Below are 18,757 nucleotides of genomic sequence, written 5' to 3' on the forward strand. Positions count from 1 at the left end.
AATTGCGCCCCTATCGTTTCTTGTTTTGTTCGGAGATTATGGCACAGGATCAGAACTACCTGATATGGCTGGACATGGAGATGACCGGCCTGGAGCCGGATGCCGACCGCATCATCGAAGTTGCGATCGTCATCACCGATTCGCACCTCGACACGGTGGCCGAAGCTTCGCCGCTCGCGATCCATCAGCCCGATTCGGTGCTCGACGGCATGGACGAGTGGAACCGCAACACGCATGGCAAGTCGGGCCTGATCGAGCGGGTGAGGCGATCCACGCTGTGCGAGGCGGATGCCGAGGCCCAGATGCTCGCGTTCGTGCAGCAGTATGTGCCGAAACGGGCCTCACCGATGTGCGGCAACTCGGTGTGTCAGGACAGGCGCTTCATGGCCCGCTACATGCCCGCGCTCGAGGCCTGGTTCCACTACCGCAATCTGGACGTGTCGACGCTGAAGGAGCTGGCCCGGCGCTGGCGCCCGGCCGTGTATGACGGGTTCAAGAAGGCGGGCAGACACGAGGCGCTGTCCGACATCCACGAATCGATCGGCGAGCTGCGCCACTATCGCGACACCTTCCTTCGGCTGGACGCCTGAGTCAGTCGGCGGCGGCCGTCTTCCGACGCATCCGGGCTGCGGCCTCGAGCAGGCCAGTGGTAGACGGGTCGTGCGTGCCAGCATCGCCCGAGGCCAGCGAACGCGCCATGTCCTTGCCCAGCTCAACGCCGAACTGGTCGAAGCTGTTGATGCCCCAGATCCAGCCCTGTACGAAGACCTTGTGCTCGTACAAGGCCATCAGCTGACCCAGCCGATACGGATCGAGCCGGGGCAGCAGCAGCGTGGTTCCGGGCTGATTGCCCGGGCACACCAGATGGGGCGCGAGACGCGCACAGTCGTCGTCGGAGACGCCACGCGCCCGCAGCAAGCGCAAGGCGGCATCGAGGTCGCGACCGCCCATCAGGGCCGCCGATTGCGCCAGCGCGTTGTGTAGCAAGGCCTGTTCGCGCGGATCCGTGCCGCCGGCCAGGGCGACGAAGTCCAGCGCGGTGCGCCGCGTGCCCTGGTAGAACAGTTGATGAAAGGCGTGCTGCCCGATGGTGCCGGCGCCGCCCCAGACGATCGGTGCGGTGTGGACCTCGCTGGTTGAGCCATCGCGCAGGCAGCGCTTGCCGTTGCTCTCCATGTCGAGTTGCTGCAGCCACGCGGGAAAGTCGCGCAGGCCGTTCGCATAGGGCAGCACCGCCAGCGTCTCGATGCCGAGAAAGTCGGTGTTCCACAGCCCGATCAGCGCCATCGTGACCGGCAGGTTCGCGTGCAGCGGAGCCGACCGGAAATGCGCATCCATGGCGCGGGCGCCTGCGAGAAAGGCGTCGAACGCCGGTACGCCGATCGCCAGCATCAAGGGCAGGCCTGTCGGCGACCAGACCGAGTAGCGCCCGCCGACCCATTCGGGCAACGGGAACACCCGCTCCGGCGCGATGCCGAAGGCCGTGGCCAGCTCGACCGCGTTGCTGACCGCCGCCAGATGCGGCGTCAGGTCGGCGCCTTGACCCAGCGCGTCCCGCAACCACTGTCTCGCCGCGTTCGCATTGGCCAGCGTCTCGGCGGTGGTGAAGCTCTTGGACGACACGATGAATAGCGTGGTCTCGGCACATGCGTCGGCGAGCGCATGCTCGAGCTCGTTCGGGTCGATGTTGGCGACGAAGCGCACGACCGGGCCGCTCGCATGTGAAGCAGCCAGTGCCTCGGTCGCCATTCTGGGGCCGAGGTCGGAGCCGCCTATGCCCAGATTCACGACATGCCTGAAGGGCTTGCCGGTGCAGCCGACATGACCGCCGGTCAGTAACGCGGTGGAGAAGGCACGCAGGCGCGAGCGGGTGTCGGCGATGACGTCGGCATCGCGCGCCGGCATCGGGCAGGATCCCCGCATCGCCATGTGCAGTGCGGGCCGACCTTCGGTGAAATTGACCTTTTCGCCGTCGAACAGCCCACGCACACCGTCGGCGACCCGGGCCTGTTCGGCCAGCCGCATCAGTTGCGCGAGCGCGTCCGCATCGATCGCCTGCTTGGAAAAGTCCAGGAGCAGCTGGTCGAAGGAAAGGCTGAATCGACCGAAGCGATCCGCGTCCTCCCGGAACAGCGCGTCTATGCGCGTCGGGCGCAGGCGGCGTGCATGCTGTTGCAACGCATCCCAGGCGGGCAGGTGCCGCGGAGATGCCGGGCGATCAGTCACGTCGGTAGAGGCGGAATACTTCAAGCCTTCGTCCTCCAGCATGTCGGAATTCCCAGATCTGCTGCCACTGTGTGGCCGGTTGCAGGCCGATCGACAGTCGATCGTCGTGTGCGAGTAGGAAACGGCAGGCAGTCTGGTGACTGTCGACCTCGACGACCCGAAGGCCGACGAAGTAATCGAGCGCCGCGCGATGAGAGTCGGACAGGCCGAGCGACACGACGCAACCAGACGCCTCCCCGGCCAGTGCGATCTGCGCCGATTCGGCCATCGGCCGGTAGTTCCGGCTGTGGTCGAACCACGGCAGCAGCAGCGTCACGGCCAGGCACCACAGCATTGTCATGCCCATCGCCCAGTTGGCAGGGCCGCGGTTGGGCGAACGCGGCAGATGCCAGACCAGTGCGATCCAGACGGCGCAGATCAGCGTGCCCAGCGCGACATGCCAGTGGGCCCCCTCCAGCAGGAAGTCCGGGGCCAGACGTTGGACGCTGCGCGCGAGACCTGGTGGCCACGCGAGCGTCTGTGCGGTCCAGGCGAGCCAGATCAGAACGCCAAACACGACGAAGGTCATCACGCCGAACCAGTCGAATGCATTGGCCGCGCCACGCCGCAGGCTGGGTACGCCGCCCGCCGCCAGCAGCGCGAGCGGCGGAATCAGGGCCAGCATGGATGCGGCCTGGGTTTTGCCACTGACGTAGATCCAGCTCATCGCGAGCAGCAGTCCAAGCAGTGGCAGCAGCCACGGGAGCCGGTGAATCTGCCTCCTCGCCCGCCACAGGGCCCACAGCGCGATCGGCCACAGCGGCCACGTGAACCAGCCCACCAATTCGGCGAGCTTGGGCAGCGTCTTCCCGTCGAAGGTGCTTGCCAGCGTCTGCAAGCCGCCGTTCCACCATTGCGCGAACAGTTCCGGCGCGTGATGGTTGAGCAGGCCCGGCCAGATCGTGCTCGCCGCGAGCGCGAGGCCAAGGCCCAGCGTCAGCGCACCGCTGGCGCGTGGGCTGCGGCACTCCGGACAGGCGATGGCGACGACCAGGAACATCGGTACGGTCAGAAACAGACCCGCGAGCCCGCCGGCGAGAAAAGCCAGTACGACCCCGACCGCTGCCTGCATGCTGCCCCTGACCGGATGGGTGGGTACGAGCGACAGACCTGCCAGCGTGCACGCCTGCATCGCCATCAGCGCGATCAGTGGTTGGTGCTCATGCGCATGGACGACCAGACCGAGGGTACCGAGGGTCAGCAGCGCAGCCGCGGTGCGGGTGTGCTTTCCGTAAAGGCGTGACGCCGAGCGCGCGATCCAGAAGATCGCCAGGCCAGCGAAGAACGGGCTGGCCAGGCGGCTGGCGTCATGGATCGGCAGCAGCCAGCCGAGTGCGAGCGCAAACAAGGCCCCGACCCAATGAAACAGCGGTCCGACCCCGGTCAAGGGTTCCCCGGCGATGCCGGGCAGCAACCAGCCTTCGCCGTTGAGCAGGCTGAAGACCGCGCTGAAATGAGTGATGTCGTCGCCCCGCCAGGGCTCATGCCCGATCGCACCCGGGAGCAGATACAGCAGGATCAGCAGCGACAGCCCGGTTGCGCCATAAAGCTGACGCCTGAACGGGGAGAGAGGTTGAGCGTACTCGGGCATCAGGTTCTTGTTCGGGTTGGTGCGAAGCCGTAGCGGCATTCTAACAGGCAAAAAAAAAGCAGCCTTGGCTGCTTTTCTTCCGGGCCTGTGCATGTTCAGCCGAGGCGCTGCACGTTGCCGTATTTCTGGCGGAAGCGCTCGACGCGACCGGCGGTATCCACGATCTTCTGCTTGCCGGTGTAGAACGGATGGCAGGCGGAGCACACTTCGACATGCATGCTGGGCTTGGTGAGGGTCGAGCGCGTAGTGAAGGAGTTGCCGCAGGAGCAGGTCACCTGCACGTCGCCATACTTAGGGTGAATGTCGGCTTTCATCGTGAATCCTTGATTTATGCGGGCGGCGGATGTGGCCACCCTCGGTGCTGTTCGGAAACACGAAATTATCGTGGAGCCGGAGGTTTTTTGCAAGGGGAGGAATCGGCGCATACGGGTGCGTCGCCGCTGAAATGCGATCCCTGCATGGCGGCTGCTTGTAGAATGGCGCGCCAGACGAACTCGGCGGGCGTCGCCCGACGGGTCCAAGGTGTTCATCTGCGGTCCGCGCCGGGTCGGCGGACAGCGCCGACGACATGCGATGGTGGGTCCGTTCCGCCGCCAGGAGTCCAGTCGATGAGTTATGCCAACTCCAGAATTCCATCGAGCGCGCAGCAAGGGGTGCATGCGCAGTTGCCACGCCTGGTCGCCCGCCATCTGGCCGAGCCCTTCCGCAAGCCCTACGCGCAGTACAACCGCGATGCATTCGAAGCGGGCCTGGCCGGCTGGGACGGGCGGGCGCCGCTGATTCTGGATGCGGGCTGCGGCGTCGGTCACAGCACGATCGAACTCGCGCGTCGCTATCCGGATCACTGGGTCATTGGCGTGGATCAGTCGGAGGACCGCCTCAACCGGCGCAAGCCTTATCCGGACGCCCTGTTGCCGAGGAACATGGCGTTCGTGCGCGCCGACCTGGTCGACTTCTGGCGGCTCTGCGCGGATGCCGGGTTGCGCCTCGCGCGCCACTACATCCTGTACCCGAACCCGTGGCCTAAAGTCGGACACGTCGGGCGTCGCTGGCACGCGCATCCGGTATTCCCGTTCATTGTGCGCCTTGGCGGGGTGCTGGAGTGCCGCAGCAACTGGGATGTCTATGCGCAGGAGTTCGCGTTGGCGCTTGCGCTCGTGTGCGGACGTCCGGTGACCCCGGATGTCTTCGAAGCGTCGGTACCGCTCACACCGTTCGAGCGCAAGTATCGGGATTCGGGGCAGCGCCTGTATCGGGTCGTGCTCGACCTGGACGGCGGTGTGCGTGCCGAGGGCGGTCCGGCGACGGCCGAGGGCCCCTGATGACCGCCGCCGATCTCGATCCGTGCCAGCGCTGTGGTGCCTGTTGCGCGGCCTTCAGGGTGGACTTCCATGTATCCGAACTGGCCAGTCGTGCGCCCGCGGGCGTACCCGATGCGATGACGCTGCCGGTCATCGCGACGACCGTGCGCATGCGCGGCACCGACGACGCGCAGCCGCGATGCTGCGCGCTCGAGGGGGACCTCGGCCGGCAGGTGGCCTGCTCGATCTATGCGGCGCGCCCGTCGCCATGCCGGGAGTTCGCGCCTTATGCTGCGCTCGGTCTCGGTGACCCCGCCTGTGATCGGGCGCGTCGCCGCCATGGTTTCCCGCCGCTCTGATCCGTTGCAGTGTTCGCGAGACGTGGTCAGGCCGCGACTTCGGCCAGCAGGCGCAACGGGCCGATCTCGCGGACCAGCTCGATCTGCGCAGCTTGGCGTACGAACAGCGATCCGGCGAATCCCAGCGCATTGATCGAGATGTCCCGATAGCGCTCGCGGCTTCGAGGTACGACCAGCATCCAGTCGCGATCCACGATCAGGTTGTAGGGCGGCATCGGGTCCACGTCGGTCGGCAGATCGAGCTGACGACATGCGATGGTGAAGGCTTGCTGCAAGGGATTGTCGGCCCGGGGCGTGTCGCTCGCCGACGCCGGTGGGATGCCGCCGTGGCGGACGAAGGCGTGCCGCCATGGGAGCCCCGGGTGGCGGGTGACCTCGCGCGCCGGCTGGTCGGCACGCAGCCCGCTGGTCAGGCGCGCGAGGTTCGCTCCGTCGCTGCGGTCCGGGATCCATTGCAGATGTTTATGGCGCTGGCTGGCGCCCGCCTCGGTGCCGCCGTTGTAGAAGCCGATTCCGCCCAGCGTCTGCATGACCCTCAGCAGCGCGGCGAAATCCGCTCCGGTCAGGGGTGCAGTCTGTTCCTCGAAGCTTCGCGTGACGATCAGCAGGTGCTGTGCGATCACCGGATATTTGTTCAGCAGGATCAGATGTGCAGCCCCGACGCTGGCTATCAGCAGATCCGGTTCGGGTGGCAGAAACGGGTTGAAGTCCGGGTCTCGGCGGCCGGCGGCAGCGACCCGCGCAGCGTCGCGACGTGCGAGCGACGATATCCAGCGGACCATGAAGCTGACCCCTGCGTCGGATACGGTGGTCTGTTCGGTGGTGATCGGCTGCAGTGCACCTGTCGCGACGGCGCGCGCGATGACCTGATCGATGCTGTCGCTCGAAAGGGGCGGGGGCGGCATGGGGGGCGTGGGGACGACCGACATGCGTTCTATTGTAAGCTCGCGCTTCGATTCATTTCATGTGCGCAGGAGCGAGGACGGTGATCAGCTTCGAGTTGCGGGGAGAGTTCATCCAGCTGGATCAACTTTTGAAGGCCGCCGGTCTCGTCGGAACCGGCGGCGAGGCGCATGCGGCGGTCGAGGCCGGGCGGGTGCACGTCGATGGCCGGGCCGAATCGCGCAAGCGCGCGAAGCTGCGTGTCGGTCAGCGGGTCACGATGGCGGGGCAGACGGTGCAGCTCGTTTCGCCCGCGGCGGATGCCCCGGGCTGAGCGGCAGAGCGGGCTGTCCGAACAGCTTGCGTCCCAGCCAGCTGCGGGCCTGCTCCTCGCCGGTCAGCACATAATGCAGCGCATACTCGTTGCTGAGGGTCAGCAGCAGGTCGCTGCGCGCACTGGCCGAACCGACCAGCAGCAACTCGTCGCCGGCACGAAGTGCGGTGTCGTCGCGGGGCAGGATCAGGTCGTCGTCGTCGTCCCGCTCGAGCAGCAGGATCTCGCATTCGAGCAAGAAATTGCGGTCGTGCGCACTTCGGCGGAGGTCGTGCAAGGTGACGGACTCGCTTTTCATCAGGCGTCGGTAAAGGGCCGGCGCGCGCGACAGATTGATCCGCTCGCTCCAGACCGTGGGCACCTCCCAGCCGTAGGTGCCGGTCAGGCGCTCGAGCAGCGCGCGACACCATTGCTCGTCGCGACGCTTCATGTCGTTCAGGAAGGGCATGAGCAAGGGCGTGGTCAGCACCGCGAGGCATTCGTGCGCGATGATCTCGCTGGGCACGACGTTCACGTCGGATTCGAAGGCGTCGAACAAGGCGTGATTGACATACTTGTTCTGGCGCAGGATCACGAACAGTTCGCGGTTGAGCTCGCGCGCGGTCACCGCGGCCGACAGGTTGTCCACGTCGCTGCTGGTGCACGCGATGATGCCGACCGCGCTCTTTATGCCGGCGCGCTCGAGCGCATCGGCGCCGGTGCCATCGCCCTGTATCCACGCGTGCTCCGCGTCGGGCGGGGCGTCGCGATCGATGATCGTGACCGGTACGGCCTCGCGGTCGAGGGCTTCGGCCATGTAACGGCCGAACCGTCCATGGCCGCACAGCACCCACGGTCCGCGCGGCGGGTCGCGCTGGCGCTCGACGGTGGTGCCGGGCAGGCCGGTCAGCCATATCAGCAGCTGCCATGCGGCCGGGGCATGCAGCGCCAGAGACAGGTATTCGCTGAACTTCTCGAACGGGTTGATGATGTGCCGGGTGCCGAAGGAGGCCATGTTGGCACTGGTTTCGCGCGTGCTCGCCCGGCACAGCGACGGCACCGACGGCGCGAGTAGCCGCGCCGCGATCGCGACCGCCAGATTGGCCTGATCGTCATTGGTCAGCGCGAGTACGCCGGCGCAGTGTCGACTGGTGAGCCCCGCGTATTTCAGCGTTTCGGGGTTGCGCGCATCGGCCGCCAGCGCCGGCACGTCTGCGGCGTAGTTCTGCAGTTCGGTCTCGCCGATCCGGCCTTCTTTGACCTCGAGCACGACGACGCGGTAGCCGAGCCGGTCGAGGGCGCCGCAGATCAGCTTGCCGGTCTCGCCATAGCCGCACACCAGATAAAAGGGTTCGTGCAGGTTGCGCACTGCCGTGATGAACCGCTGGGTGCTGATCGCCTGGCGCAGGTTGCGGTCCGACAGCAGCGCGAACACGCTGCCCAGCGTGTAGGCCCAGCCGACCACCGACATGTAGATGCAGATGATGACCCACAGGCGCTGCTGGTTCGAGAAGGCGTCGGGAATTTCGCCGAAACCGATCGTGGTCGCGGTGTAGCTCATGAAATACAGCGCGTGGAAGAAGCTCATGGAGACCGGGTTGCCGTCCTCGTCCGGCACGCCGGGCGCAAGCGTGAGCCCGAGTACCGAGATCGCGATGATCACGATCAGCATGATCAGCGGCGCACGCATGCGCCGCATGATCAGGAAGAAGATGCTGTGATGGCGTGCCAGTGGGCTCATCGTCCGCCCCGGGACGGTCAGCGGCGCTGCATGATGGTCTCGGCGATCAGGAAGACGACCGACACCACGTTGGCGAACAGCGCGCCCGCCGACAGCGACACGATGCGCGAGGTCATCTCGGGTGTGAGTCCGGCCGCCGAAACATGTACCGCATAACCCCACACCATCGCGGCCGCGATCAACTGCAGGTCCGCGACCAGACTGGTGGACAGATGCACGGCGCCGATCTGTGTCCGATCGCCGAGCTTCAGCACGGTCGCGATCAGGCTCACCACCAGCGCGGCGAACAACTCGTAGATGTCGTGATGCGCCGGGTTGTCGATGTCGCCGACGAAGAAACCGAAATTGAGCGTCGCGGCCAGCACGATGAAAAAGCCGAAGAACACTTTCTCGAGGTTCATGCGTGAATCGTCCTGTGCGGTGGCTAATGCCCGATTATAGCCGGCAGAAAGCGGTGGTCCAGCGGTGTGCGGCGCGATGGCCCGGGTGGCTGTTTCAGGCATCGAGATCACCGTCCAGATCGGACCGCGGCACCGCTCCGGCAACGCCTGGTCCGCGTTGCCGGGGCGGTGCCGCGGATCAGCCTAGATTGCGATAGTCTCCTGGCTTTCAGGCTGCGCCTGCGAGGATCTCGCGCAGCACGAAGGGCAGGATGCCGCCATGGCGGTAATACTCGATCTCGATCGGCGTGTCGATCCGGCACAGCACCTCGACCTTCCGGGTGCTGTCGTCGGGCCCGTGGATGACCAGTGTCAGATCCTGCTGCGGCTTCAGGTCGGCGCCGACCCCGATCACGTCGAAGCGCTCGTTGCCGGTGAGCTTGAGCTTCTGCCACGAGTCGTCGCCCTTGAACTGCAGTGGCAGCACGCCCATGCCGACCAGGTTGGAACGGTGGATGCGTTCGAAGCTCTTCGCCACGACGACCTTGATACCGAGCAGCAAGGTGCCTTTCGCAGCCCAGTCGCGGCTGGATCCGGTGCCGTATTCCTCACCGGCGAGCACGATGGTCGGAATGCCGCGCTTCTGGAACGCGGTCGCCGCATCGAAGACCGTGCTCTGCTTCTTGTCCAACAGCGTGAAGCCGCCTTCGACCCGGCCGCCGCTGTCGTCGGTGGGCAGCATCATGTTGCGGATTCGGACATTGGCGAAGGTGCCGCGCACCATGACGTCGTGGTTACCACGCCGCGAGCCGTAGGAGTTGAAGTCCTTGCGCTCGACCCCGTGGGCTTGGAGCCATTGCCCGGCAGGCGTGTTCTCACCGAAGGCGCCGGCCGGCGATATGTGATCCGTCGTGACCGAGTCGGCAAGCATCAGCAACGGGCGGGCGCCGAAGATGTCGCCGATCTTGCCCGGCTGCATGTCGAAGTCGTCGAAGAAGGGCGGCTTCGCGATATAGGTCGACTCGGGCCATTCGTAGACCTGGCCGGTCGTACTCGGGATCTCGTTCCACAGATCGTGATCGCGGGTGAAGTCCGAATACAGACGCTTGAAGGTCGCCGGGTCCATCGCGTAAGGCAGGATTGCGTTGATCTCGTCCGAACTCGGCCAGATGTCCTTCAGATAGACATGGTGTCCGTCCCGACCGGTGCCGAGTGGCTCGTTAGCGAGGTCGATGTTTGCACGACCGGCGATCGCGAATGCGACCACCAGCGGCGGAGAGGCCAGGTAGTTGGCACGGATGTTGGGGTGGATGCGCGCCTCGAAGTTGCGGTTGCCGGACAGAACCGCGGCAGCGATGACCTTGTTGTCATTGATCGCTTCGTTCAGTTCGGGCGCGAGATCGCCTGCATTGCCGATGCAGGTGGTGCAGCCATAGCCGGCCAGCGCGAAACCGAGCTGGGCCAGGGGTTGGAGCAGGCCGGCCTTTTCAAGATAGTCGGTGACCACGCGCGATCCGGGTGCTAGCGAGGTCTTGATGTGGGGTGCGACGCCGAGCCCCTTGTCGACCGCCTTCTTGGCCAGCAGACCAGCCGCGATCAGCACGGCCGGGTTGCTCGTGTTGGTGCATGAGGTGATGGCTGCGATCAGGACGTCGCCGTTGCCCAGCGTCACGCCCGGCAGGCCGGTCGGAAAGCGTGTGCCCAGCGCCGCTTCGGGCTGACCGAAGCCGTCGTCGACGACCGGGGTGGAGAACAGGCGGTCGAACACGTCGCCCATGTCCTTGAGTTCGATCCGGTCCTGCGGACGCTTGGGCCCGGCCAGTGACGGCACGATGGACGACAGGTCCAGTTCGATCACCCGGGTGTAGTCGATCTCGCCGGCACGCGGCACGCCGAACAGGTTCTGCGCGCGGAAATAGGCCTCGAAGGACTCGCACTCCTGATCCGTTCGACCCGTGCCACGCATGTAGGCCACGGTCTTCTCGTCCACCGGGAAGAATCCCATCGTCGCGCCATACTCGGGCGCCATGTTGGCGATCGTGGCCCGGTCGGTCACCGACAGGCTCGCGGTGCCCTCTCCGAAGAACTCGACGAAGGATCCGACGACCTTCTCGCTGCGCAGCAGCTCGGTGACGGTCAGCACCAGGTCGGTGGCGGTGATGCCTTCGTTGAGCCGACCGGTGAGCTGGACGCCGACGACATCCGGCGTCAGGAAGTAGACCGGCTGGCCCAGCATGCCGGCCTCCGCCTCGATACCGCCCACGCCCCAGCCGACCACGCCCACGCCGTTGATCATCGTGGTGTGGGAGTCGGTGCCCACCAGCGTGTCCGGGAAGAATACCCGACCGGCGTCGGTTTCCTGGCTGCGCACGCCGCGGAACAGGTACTCGAGGTTCACCTGGTGCACGATCCCGATACCGGGCGGCACGACCTTGAATGTGTCGAAGGCCTGCATGCCCCATTTCATGAACTGGTAGCGCTCGCGGTTACGCTGGAACTCGAGTTCCATGTTGCGCCGTAGTGCGTCCGGGGTGCCGTAGGCGTCCACCTGTACCGAATGGTCGACGACGAGATCCACCGGCACCAGCGGTTCGATCAGCTTCGGATCGTGGCCCATGGTGGCCGCGACGTTGCGCATCGCGGCCAGATCGCACAGCAGCGGCACGCCGGTGAAGTCCTGCAGCACCACACGCGCCACGACGAACGGAATCTCGTCGGTGCGCGGTGCGTTCGCCTTCCAGCCAGCGAGCTGGCGCACATGCGCGTCGGTGACCTTGCGGCCGTCGCAATTGCGCAACACGGCCTCGAGCACGATCCGGATCGAAACCGGCAGCCGCGATATTCCGCCGAGCCCGGCATCCTCCAGGGCAGACAGGGCATGGTAACGGCCAGTCTGTCCGGACGCAGTCTCGAAGGTGCGAAGGGTGTCGAAATACGGCTTGTTCATGACGGATCTCCTGGTCGGTGTTGGCAGATATCGACGGCTCGCAAGCTGGCGAGGGAAGAGCGTACAATTTGCGCGCTGCTTGAGCAAAGCTTTACGACCCCGTGCGAGGCGTGTCGTTCGCAGTCGCCGTACCGCTCCATGTTGCATTGCACCGCAAGTCTTATAAAAGACATATAATTACTTTCACTGCCCGGTGACGTGATCCGGGTTCTCTGCCACTTCAACAATGGAAGGAAACCGCCGTGCTTGAAGCTTACCGTGCCCATGTCGCCGAGCGTGCCGCCCTCGGCATCCCGCCGCTGCCGCTGGACAAGCAGCAAACCACTGAACTGGTCGGTCTGCTGAAGAATCCGCCCGTCGGGGAAGAGGATTCTCTGGTGGAACTGCTGACTTATCGCGTTCCCGCCGGTGTGGACGACGCGGCCAAGGTCAAGGCCGAATTCCTCGCCAAGGTTGCCAAGGGCGAGGAGGCCTGCGGTCTGGTTTCGCGCGCGAAGGCGACCGAACTGCTCGGCACCATGCTGGGTGGTTTCAACATCAAGCCGATGATCGACCTCCTCGGCGATGCCGAGGTCGGTGGCATCGCGGCCGAGGGCCTGAAGAAGACGCTGCTGATGTTCGACTACTTCCATGATGTCAAGGAACTGGCCGACTCGGTTGACAATCCCGCCAACGCCAATGCGAAGGCGGTGTTGCAGTCCTGGGCGGACGCCGAATGGTTCACCAGCCGCCCGGAAGTCCCCGCGTCGATGAAGGTCACGATCTTCAAGGTGTCCGGTGAAACCAACACCGACGATCTGTCGCCTGCTCCGGATGCGTGGAGCCGTCCCGACATTCCGCTGCATGCGCTGGCCATGCTGAAGAACCCGCGCCCGGGCATCACGCCGGAAGAGGCCGGCGTGCGGGGGCCGGTGAAGTTCCTCGAAGATCTGCGCGCGAAGGGCAACCTGGTGGCCTATGTCGGTGACGTGGTCGGGACGGGTTCCTCGCGCAAGTCGGCGACCAACTCGGTGTTGTGGTTTACCGGCGAAGACATTCCGTTCGTGCCGAACAAGCGTTTCGGCGGCGTGTGCCTGGGCTCCAAGATTGCGCCGATCTTCTTCAACACGATGGAAGACGCCGGTGCGCTGCCGATCGAACTCGATGTCAATCAGATGGAGATGGGTGACGAGGTCGAACTGCGCATCGATCAGACCACCGCCAAGGTCACCGCGCTGAAGAACGGGGCGGTCATCGCCGAGTCGCAGCTCAAGACCGCGGTCATTCTGGACGAGGTGCGGGCCGGTGGTCGCATCCCGTTGATCATTGGCCGTGGCCTGACCACGAAGGCGCGGGAAGCTCTCGGCCTGCCGGCATCCACGCTGTTCCGCCTGCCGCAGGATCCGGCCGACTCCGGCAAGGGCTTCTCGCTGGCGCAGAAGATGGTCGGCCGCGCCTGTGGCCTGCCGGAAGGCCAGGGCATCCGTCCGGGCACCTACTGCGAGCCCAAGATGACCACGGTCGGAAGCCAGGACACCACCGGCCCGATGACCCGTGACGAACTGAAGGACCTGGCCTGCCTCGGCTTCTCTGCGGATCTGGTGATGCAGTCCTTCTGCCACACCGCGGCCTATCCGAAGCTGGTCGACGTTCGCATGCACCGCGAACTGCCGAGCTTCATCAGTACCCGGGGTGGCGTGAGCCTGCGTCCGGGGGACGGCGTGATCCACTCCTGGCTCAACCGCCTGCTGCTGCCGGACACGGTCGGCACCGGCGGCGACTCGCACACCCGTTTCCCGATCGGCATTTCGTTCCCGGCCGGTTCAGGCCTCGTCGCGTTCGCCGCGGCCACCGGCGTGATGCCGCTGGACATGCCGGAATCCGTGCTGGTGCGCTTCAAGGGCAAGATGCAGCCCGGCGTGACGCTGCGCGATCTGGTCAACGCCATTCCGTACTACGCGATCAATCAGGGCCTGCTGACGGTAGAGAAGAAGGGCAAGAAGAACATCTTCTCCGGCCGCATTCTCGAGATAGAAGGTCTGCCCGATCTGAAGGTCGAACAGGCTTTCGAACTGTCCGATGCGTCCGCCGAGCGCTCGGCTGCCGGCTGCACGGTGCATCTGAACAAGGCGCCGATCGTCGAGTACATGAATTCGAACATCACGCTGATGAAGTGGATGATCGCCAACGGCTATGAAGACAAGCGCACGCTCGGCCGCCGAATCAAGGCCATGGAAGACTGGATCGCCAACGGCGAACTGCTCAAGGGTGATGCCGACGCCGAGTACGCCGCGCTGATCGAGATCGACCTGGCTGACGTCAAGGAGCCGCTGGTCGCCTGCCCGAACGACCCGGACGACGTCAAGCCGCTGTCCGCCGTTGCCGGCAACAAGATCGACGAGGTCTTCATCGGTTCGTGCATGACCAACATCGGCCATTTCCGTGCCGCCGCCAAGGTGCTGGAAGGCAAGTCGGACATCCCGACCCGCCTGTGGATCGCGCCGCCTACCAAGATGGATGCGATGGTGTTGAACGAGGAGGGCTATTACGGGGTCCTCGGCAAGACCGGCGCGCGCATGGAGATGCCGGGCTGCTCGCTGTGCATGGGCAACCAGGCGCAGATCCGCAAGGGCAGTACCGCGATGTCGACCTCGACGCGCAATTTTCCGAACCGGCTCGGCATCGATACGCAGGTCTATCTCGGATCGGCCGAGCTCGCGGCGGTCTGCGCGTTGATGGGCAAGATTCCGTCGGTGGATGAGTATCTGTCCCAGGTGCAGATGCTCGGTGCGAAGGCGGGAGAGGTTTACCGCTACATGAACTTCGACCAGATCGAGGCGTTCCGCGAGGTCGCAGACACCGTCGAGGTCTGATCCGGGTCCGGGGGCGACGAAGGCGTCGCCTGCGCCAGTCAATGCCCCTGTCCGGCAATCCGGCGGGGGCTTTTTTTCGGGTGAGCAGGGACGACAGGCGCCGTGTGGCGGAGAGGTGGGTCGTGCGGCTCGAGGGGCCGCGCATCCGGCCGCTGGCGCGCCTGCCCGCGCGGGCCCGCCGAACGGCCCGCCGGCCGAGGCTTCAGATACAGACGAAACTGATCGCGTTCGGGTTTCCGATGCAGCTTCCGCCCAGGGCGATATGGCCCTGACCCCGCAATACGGCTTCCTCGCGGGACAACAGGAACTCCTTCTCGCCTTCAAACCATACGAAAGTGCCGTTGCTGCTGCGATCGACGAGCACGAACTTGTCGCCTCTCAACTCGATCTCGCAGTGGCGGCGCGATGCCCGGCTGTCACTGACACGCAGATCGGATCCGGCATCCCGACCCAGGCGGGCGATCGGTTTCTGGTCATTCAGCACCAGCGTCTCGTCGTTCAGATACAGCCTGAGTTCATGCTCTTCGTCGATATCGAAGCGGTCCATCTGCAGCAGCGTGATCTCGCCCACGCTCTCGCACTGCAGTTCGAACAGTTCGAACGGACGCGAGGCACCACGGAGCACGCGTGATTGCAGTGGGCTCAAGGCGCTCTTCCAGTCCCCAGACAGTTTCAAGCGGGTCTCGCCCGTCGTGATCGCGCGGCCGGGCGAGGCGAGTTCCACCAGCCGTGCGGCGAAGTTCACCGTTTCGCCGAATACGTCGTGACCACTTTCGATGACCGGGCCGTGGTGGAAACCGATGCGAACCGCGAGCCGCTGTCCGGCAGAGTGGGGGAGTTCCCGGACCAGCGAATGCAGTGTCTGCGCGGTCTCGGCGGCGAGGTCCGGATCGGCCAGGACCACCATCAGGCCGTCGCCGGTGTGCTTGACGACGCGACCGCCCTTTTCCTCGACGGCGCGTTGCATGGACTTCAGGCAACGGTCGACAAGCTTGAAAGCCGAAGAATCGCCCACCCGCTCGTACAGTTGTGTGCTGCCGACCAGGTCGGCGAACAGCACCGTGCATTCATGCGGCAGGGACGATTTCTTTGACATGTAAGCAATTATAAGGAATCGCCGGCGTTATGGATATTCGGCAGCCATTGCTGCAACCGTATGCGGGTTCTCGCGGCACACGGCGTGCGCGATTACCAGGGCCAGGTGCGTCAGGTGTGGCCCGGGACTGCGTCTTTTGGGGTATAATCAAACGCTGATCATGTTCGATAACTGCTCTGGCCTGCGTTTCGCGAGTTCGCATTTTCACTGACTGCGCGTCTCGTGCCTTCGATCGCATGCGCGGCGTTCGGGGTGTCCGTAGGCTCTGCCGCTGGGTGCGGTATCGTCGGCCCGCTGTCCGTCCCTTTCCGTCCGGATCGCTTTCGCGAACTCGAGCATCTCCAATCGCTCGCCATGCCCGCTCGACGTTCGTGTGGCCGCGCAGACAGGCGCAGCGGCCGGATTCGGCGCCTGGCAACTTGTTTTGAATGAATTTTGTCGTCCTGGAGGATTTGTATGGCTAAGGAAGAACTGCTGGAAATGGAAGGCGTCGTGGATGAGGTACTGCCGGATACTCGCTTCAAGGTGACGCTCGAGAACGGGGTCGCCGTGTCCGCGTACGCGTCAGGCAAGATGCGCAAGCACCGCATTCGTGTGCTTGCCGGTGACCGTGTCAGCGTCGAACTGTCGCCCTATGATCTGACCAAGGCGCGCATCCGGTTTCGCCACAAGTAATACTCGCTGCGGTCCCGTGGGTCGGCGTTCTTTCGCCCTGTCACCCCGCATTCATGGGTTGGCGGACCGGAAGGGGTAAAGACTCAGGCGGGCGGGAAGAAGCGTTCGCGCGCCTGCTCGGGGAGCGGCATACCGGTCGCGTTGGCGCGTTCCAGCAATTCCCAGTAGTAACGGTAGGATGCACGATCGTGCAGCCGCCCCGCGTGCTGTATCGGACCCCAGTGGGCATCTGATGCAGTCACCAGAATCTCGCTCGCGTCCTCGACCTCGGTGAAATCCGGCCGCATCGCTTCGACGATGGCCTGGATCTGGTTGGGATGAATGCTCCACATGCGCAGGAAACCGAAGTCTCGCCGCGCTCGCAGCGCGTCGTCGCGGATGGTGCCGACGTCCCTGAGCTCGGTGGTGACGTTGTGCGATGGCACGACACCGTTGGCCAGCGCGGCGGCCGCGATCTCGCATTTGGCGCGGACGATCAACGGGTGCGTGAATTGGCCGGGGCTGTGCATCGCGCTGCCCGGTATCGCGCCATGATGGGCCGACACGAAATCCATCAGCCCGAAATCCAGTGATTCGACACCGTCGAGCCCCGCGATATCCCAGACCTCGCGCAAGGCGCCGTGCGTCTCGATCAGCACGTGCAGCGGTATCGGGCGCGGGAGCCCGGCTGATGTCTCCAGCGCCCTGAGCGCCTCGATCTGAATGCGCGCGTCATCGACACCGCGGACCTTCGGCAGCGTCAGAAATGCGAGACGGTGACCCGCCCGTTCAACCAGGATCTCCAGATCCTGCAGCCAGTGCGCGTGGGTGATGTCGTGAATGCGCGCGCCCACCCGTCCGAATCGATTGTCGTTGCCGGTCACGATCTCGGCGGCCATCATCGCGTGCTCGGTTTCGCCGCCCGCCCGGGCGCCGTCCTCGCAGTCGCAGGTCAGGTCGAATACCGGTCCGAGGGTGTACTGCAGGGCCAATGCCTTGCGCATCAGCTTCTCTGAGCCGGCATAGTGATCGACTGCCGGCAGCGCCGGAAACGGCTTCTCGCCTTCGAAAAGCACGGTGCGCGGATGCTTGGCTGGATTCATGTTCATCGTGGGGGAGCTCTCTTCGCGTTTTCCGGACTTCAAGGTCTGTTCAGGCAAAAAAAAGCGCACAGCCTCGGCCGTGCGCTCCGCGTCGTCGTCGCGGGATCAGCCGAGCAGATCCTTGACGCCGTCACGTTCTTCGAGCAGTTCGTTCAACGTGTGGGTCATGCGTTCGCGTGAGAACTCGTCGATCTCGAGCCCCTGAACGATCTTGTACTCGCCATTTTCGGTGGTGCAGGGGAAACCGTAGACGATGCCTTCCGGAATTCCGTAGGAGCCGTCAGACGGGACACCCATCGTCACCCACTCGCCGTTCGAACCCAGCACCCAGTCACGGATATGGTCGATCGCGGCGTTTGCGGCGGAGGCCGCGGAGGACAGGCCCCGCGCTTCGATGATCGCCGCGCCACGCTTGCCGACGGTCGGCAGGAAGACGTCACGGTTCCACGCTTCGTCGTTGATCAGCCCCTTCACGTTGTCGCCGTCGGACGTGACAAGGCGGTAGTCGGCATACATGGTCGGGGAGTGGTTGCCCCACACGACCAGGCTCTTCAGGCTGGACACGGCGCGGCCGGACTTGGAGGCGAGTTGCGACAGCGCACGATTGTGATCCAGACGCAGCATGCCGGTGAAGTTCCGGGACGACACGCGGCCGAACTTCTCGGCGGTCTTCATCGCGATGTAGGCGTTGGTGTTGCAAGGGTTGCCGACGACCAGAACCTTGCAGTCCGGGGCGGCATGCTGGCCGATTGCGGCGCCTTGCACGGTGAAGATCTTTGCGTTTTCGGTGAGCAGGTCCTTGCGTTCCATGCCGGGGCCGCGCGGCCGCGCGCCGACCAGCAGCGCAACCTGGGCATCCTTGAAGGCCACGTTCGGATCGTCGGTCGCGATCATGCCGGCAAGCAGCGGGAAGGCGCAGTCCTCGAGTTCCATCATGACGCCCTTGACCGCTTTCTGGGCCTGGGGCAGGTCGAGCAACTGAAGAATGACCGGTTGGTCCTTGCCCAGCATTTCACCGCTGGCAATTCGGAACAGCAGGCTATAGCCGATCTGGCCGGCGGCGCCGGTTACGACAACGCGTACGGGGGACTTGCTCATGTGTGATTACTCCCTCAAAAGCGACAAAGAGACGTCAGATATGGTTCGAAATCGCACCCGGCGGTAGTTCGGCGTCAGGCGGCGGCGGATTCGGACTGCCTGACCGGAATACACTGAGATACGGGCTGAACGATGTTAGAAGCAACCAGGCCGGATGTCAATTGCTGTCTTATAT

The 18,757-nt window shown here is 64.8% G+C and carries 16 protein-coding genes; 6 read left to right on the forward strand and 10 right to left on the reverse strand.

Annotation, left to right across the window (positions count from 1 at the left end; genetic code table 11):
* The first annotated feature begins 38 nt into the window (after positions 1 to 38).
* A complete protein-coding gene (gene orn / locus ACKVEX_RS07225; protein WP_473215029.1) occupies positions 39 to 590 on the forward strand; it encodes an oligoribonuclease in 552 nt (183 codons plus the stop codon).
* Between the two features lies 1 nt (position 591).
* Here the strand turns inward: orn and pgi are convergent, their stop codons facing one another.
* Genes pgi through rpmE form a run of 3 tightly spaced genes read right to left on the reverse strand, consistent with a single transcriptional unit; the run spans position 592 to position 4,170 of the window.
* Positions 592 to 2,268 (reverse strand): glucose-6-phosphate isomerase, encoded by a 1,677-nt coding sequence (gene pgi / locus ACKVEX_RS07230; RefSeq protein WP_473215030.1) that lies wholly within the window; start codon positions 2,266 to 2,268, stop codon positions 592 to 594.
* Entirely contained in the window at positions 2,219 to 3,895 is a 1,677-nt protein-coding gene (locus ACKVEX_RS07235) for an ArnT family glycosyltransferase (RefSeq protein WP_473215031.1), read from the reverse strand. Before ACKVEX_RS07235 ends, pgi begins: the two co-directional genes overlap by 50 nt.
* A 56-nt stretch (positions 3,896 to 3,951) precedes the next feature.
* Complete coding sequence (rpmE, locus tag ACKVEX_RS07240; RefSeq protein WP_473215032.1) at positions 3,952 to 4,170, reverse strand: 50S ribosomal protein L31; 219 nt, start codon at positions 4,168 to 4,170, stop codon at positions 3,952 to 3,954.
* A gap of 294 nt (positions 4,171 to 4,464) precedes the next feature.
* Here rpmE and trmB point away from each other — a divergent pair, with 294 nt between their 5' ends.
* Together trmB and ACKVEX_RS07250 are read left to right on the forward strand one after the other, a co-directional pair.
* Complete coding sequence (gene trmB / locus ACKVEX_RS07245; protein ID WP_473215033.1) at positions 4,465 to 5,178, forward strand: tRNA (guanine(46)-N(7))-methyltransferase TrmB; 714 nt, start codon at positions 4,465 to 4,467, stop codon at positions 5,176 to 5,178.
* Positions 5,178 to 5,516 (forward strand): YkgJ family cysteine cluster protein, encoded by a 339-nt coding sequence (locus ACKVEX_RS07250; protein WP_473215034.1) that lies wholly within the window; start codon positions 5,178 to 5,180, stop codon positions 5,514 to 5,516. The genes trmB and ACKVEX_RS07250 overlap by 1 nt, the downstream gene beginning before the upstream one ends.
* Before the next feature lie 26 nt (positions 5,517 to 5,542).
* On the opposite strand, the gene ACKVEX_RS07255 is transcribed toward ACKVEX_RS07250, so the two are convergent.
* Positions 5,543 to 6,445, reverse strand: coding sequence for an ATP adenylyltransferase family protein (locus tag ACKVEX_RS07255; RefSeq protein ID WP_473215035.1), 903 nt, complete (start codon positions 6,443 to 6,445; stop codon positions 5,543 to 5,545).
* A 56-nt stretch (positions 6,446 to 6,501) separates the two neighbouring features.
* Here ACKVEX_RS07255 and ACKVEX_RS07260 point away from each other — a divergent pair, with 56 nt between their 5' ends.
* Positions 6,502 to 6,732: an RNA-binding S4 domain-containing protein gene (locus tag ACKVEX_RS07260; RefSeq protein WP_473215036.1), complete on the forward strand. Its 231-nt coding sequence runs from the start codon at positions 6,502 to 6,504 to the stop codon at positions 6,730 to 6,732.
* Here the strand turns inward: ACKVEX_RS07260 and ACKVEX_RS07265 are convergent.
* The 3 genes from ACKVEX_RS07265 to acnA all read right to left on the reverse strand — a co-directional run bounded on the left by ACKVEX_RS07265 (position 6,674) and on the right by acnA (position 11,779).
* Positions 6,674 to 8,452 (reverse strand): potassium channel family protein, encoded by a 1,779-nt coding sequence (locus ACKVEX_RS07265; RefSeq protein WP_473215037.1) that lies wholly within the window; start codon positions 8,450 to 8,452, stop codon positions 6,674 to 6,676. The genes ACKVEX_RS07260 and ACKVEX_RS07265 overlap by 59 nt on opposite strands.
* Before the next feature lie 17 nt (positions 8,453 to 8,469).
* Positions 8,470 to 8,853, reverse strand: coding sequence for a DUF6394 family protein (locus ACKVEX_RS07270; RefSeq protein ID WP_473215038.1), 384 nt, complete (start codon positions 8,851 to 8,853; stop codon positions 8,470 to 8,472).
* Positions 8,854 to 9,061: 208 nt separating this feature from the next.
* Positions 9,062 to 11,779 (reverse strand): aconitate hydratase AcnA, encoded by a 2,718-nt coding sequence (gene acnA, locus ACKVEX_RS07275; RefSeq protein WP_473215039.1) that lies wholly within the window; start codon positions 11,777 to 11,779, stop codon positions 9,062 to 9,064.
* Positions 11,780 to 12,021: 242 nt separating this feature from the next.
* On the opposite strand from acnA, the gene acnB reads away from it, so the two are divergent.
* Complete coding sequence (acnB, locus tag ACKVEX_RS07280) at positions 12,022 to 14,631, forward strand: bifunctional aconitate hydratase 2/2-methylisocitrate dehydratase (protein ID WP_473215040.1); 2,610 nt, start codon at positions 12,022 to 12,024, stop codon at positions 14,629 to 14,631.
* 202 nt (positions 14,632 to 14,833) lie between these two features.
* On the opposite strand, the gene ACKVEX_RS07285 is transcribed toward acnB, so the two are convergent.
* Positions 14,834 to 15,727 (reverse strand): adenylate/guanylate cyclase domain-containing protein, encoded by an 894-nt coding sequence (locus tag ACKVEX_RS07285; protein WP_473215041.1) that lies wholly within the window; start codon positions 15,725 to 15,727, stop codon positions 14,834 to 14,836.
* A 456-nt stretch (positions 15,728 to 16,183) separates the two neighbouring features.
* Here ACKVEX_RS07285 and infA point away from each other — a divergent pair, with 456 nt between their 5' ends.
* A complete protein-coding gene (infA, locus tag ACKVEX_RS07290) occupies positions 16,184 to 16,402 on the forward strand; it encodes a translation initiation factor IF-1 (protein ID WP_473215042.1) in 219 nt (72 codons plus the stop codon).
* Positions 16,403 to 16,485: 83 nt separating this feature from the next.
* On the opposite strand, the gene ACKVEX_RS07295 is transcribed toward infA, so the two are convergent.
* Positions 16,486 to 17,484, reverse strand: coding sequence for an HpcH/HpaI aldolase/citrate lyase family protein (locus ACKVEX_RS07295; RefSeq protein ID WP_473215121.1), 999 nt, complete (start codon positions 17,482 to 17,484; stop codon positions 16,486 to 16,488).
* Between the two features lie 105 nt (positions 17,485 to 17,589).
* Positions 17,590 to 18,582, reverse strand: coding sequence for a malate dehydrogenase (locus ACKVEX_RS07300; RefSeq protein ID WP_473215043.1), 993 nt, complete (start codon positions 18,580 to 18,582; stop codon positions 17,590 to 17,592).
* Positions 18,583 to 18,757: the final 175 nt, after the last annotated feature.

Source organism: Denitraticella aggregata, from assembly GCF_048158365.1.
GTDB lineage: Bacteria > Pseudomonadota > Gammaproteobacteria > Burkholderiales > Rhodocyclaceae > Azoarcus_F.

Coding starts and splice junctions, on each gene's coding strand:
- orn (WP_473215029.1), top strand. CDS start 39: ATGGCACAGGATCAGAACTACCTGATATGGCTGGACATGGAGATGACC.
- pgi (WP_473215030.1), bottom strand. CDS start 2,268: ATGCTGGAGGACGAAGGCTTGAAGTATTCCGCCTCTACCGACGTGACT.
- ACKVEX_RS07235 (WP_473215031.1), bottom strand. CDS start 3,895: ATGCCGCTACGGCTTCGCACCAACCCGAACAAGAACCTGATGCCCGAG.
- rpmE (WP_473215032.1), bottom strand. CDS start 4,170: ATGAAAGCCGACATTCACCCTAAGTATGGCGACGTGCAGGTGACCTGC.
- trmB (WP_473215033.1), top strand. CDS start 4,465: ATGAGTTATGCCAACTCCAGAATTCCATCGAGCGCGCAGCAAGGGGTG.
- ACKVEX_RS07250 (WP_473215034.1), top strand. CDS start 5,178: ATGACCGCCGCCGATCTCGATCCGTGCCAGCGCTGTGGTGCCTGTTGC.
- ACKVEX_RS07255 (WP_473215035.1), bottom strand. CDS start 6,445: ATGTCGGTCGTCCCCACGCCCCCCATGCCGCCCCCGCCCCTTTCGAGC.
- ACKVEX_RS07265 (WP_473215037.1), bottom strand. CDS start 8,452: ATGAGCCCACTGGCACGCCATCACAGCATCTTCTTCCTGATCATGCGG.
- ACKVEX_RS07270 (WP_473215038.1), bottom strand. CDS start 8,853: ATGAACCTCGAGAAAGTGTTCTTCGGCTTTTTCATCGTGCTGGCCGCG.
- acnA (WP_473215039.1), bottom strand. CDS start 11,779: ATGAACAAGCCGTATTTCGACACCCTTCGCACCTTCGAGACTGCGTCC.
- ACKVEX_RS07285 (WP_473215041.1), bottom strand. CDS start 15,727: ATGTCAAAGAAATCGTCCCTGCCGCATGAATGCACGGTGCTGTTCGCC.
- infA (WP_473215042.1), top strand. CDS start 16,184: ATGGCTAAGGAAGAACTGCTGGAAATGGAAGGCGTCGTGGATGAGGTA.
- ACKVEX_RS07295 (WP_473215121.1), bottom strand. CDS start 17,484: ATGAATCCAGCCAAGCATCCGCGCACCGTGCTTTTCGAAGGCGAGAAG.
- ACKVEX_RS07300 (WP_473215043.1), bottom strand. CDS start 18,582: ATGAGCAAGTCCCCCGTACGCGTTGTCGTAACCGGCGCCGCCGGCCAG.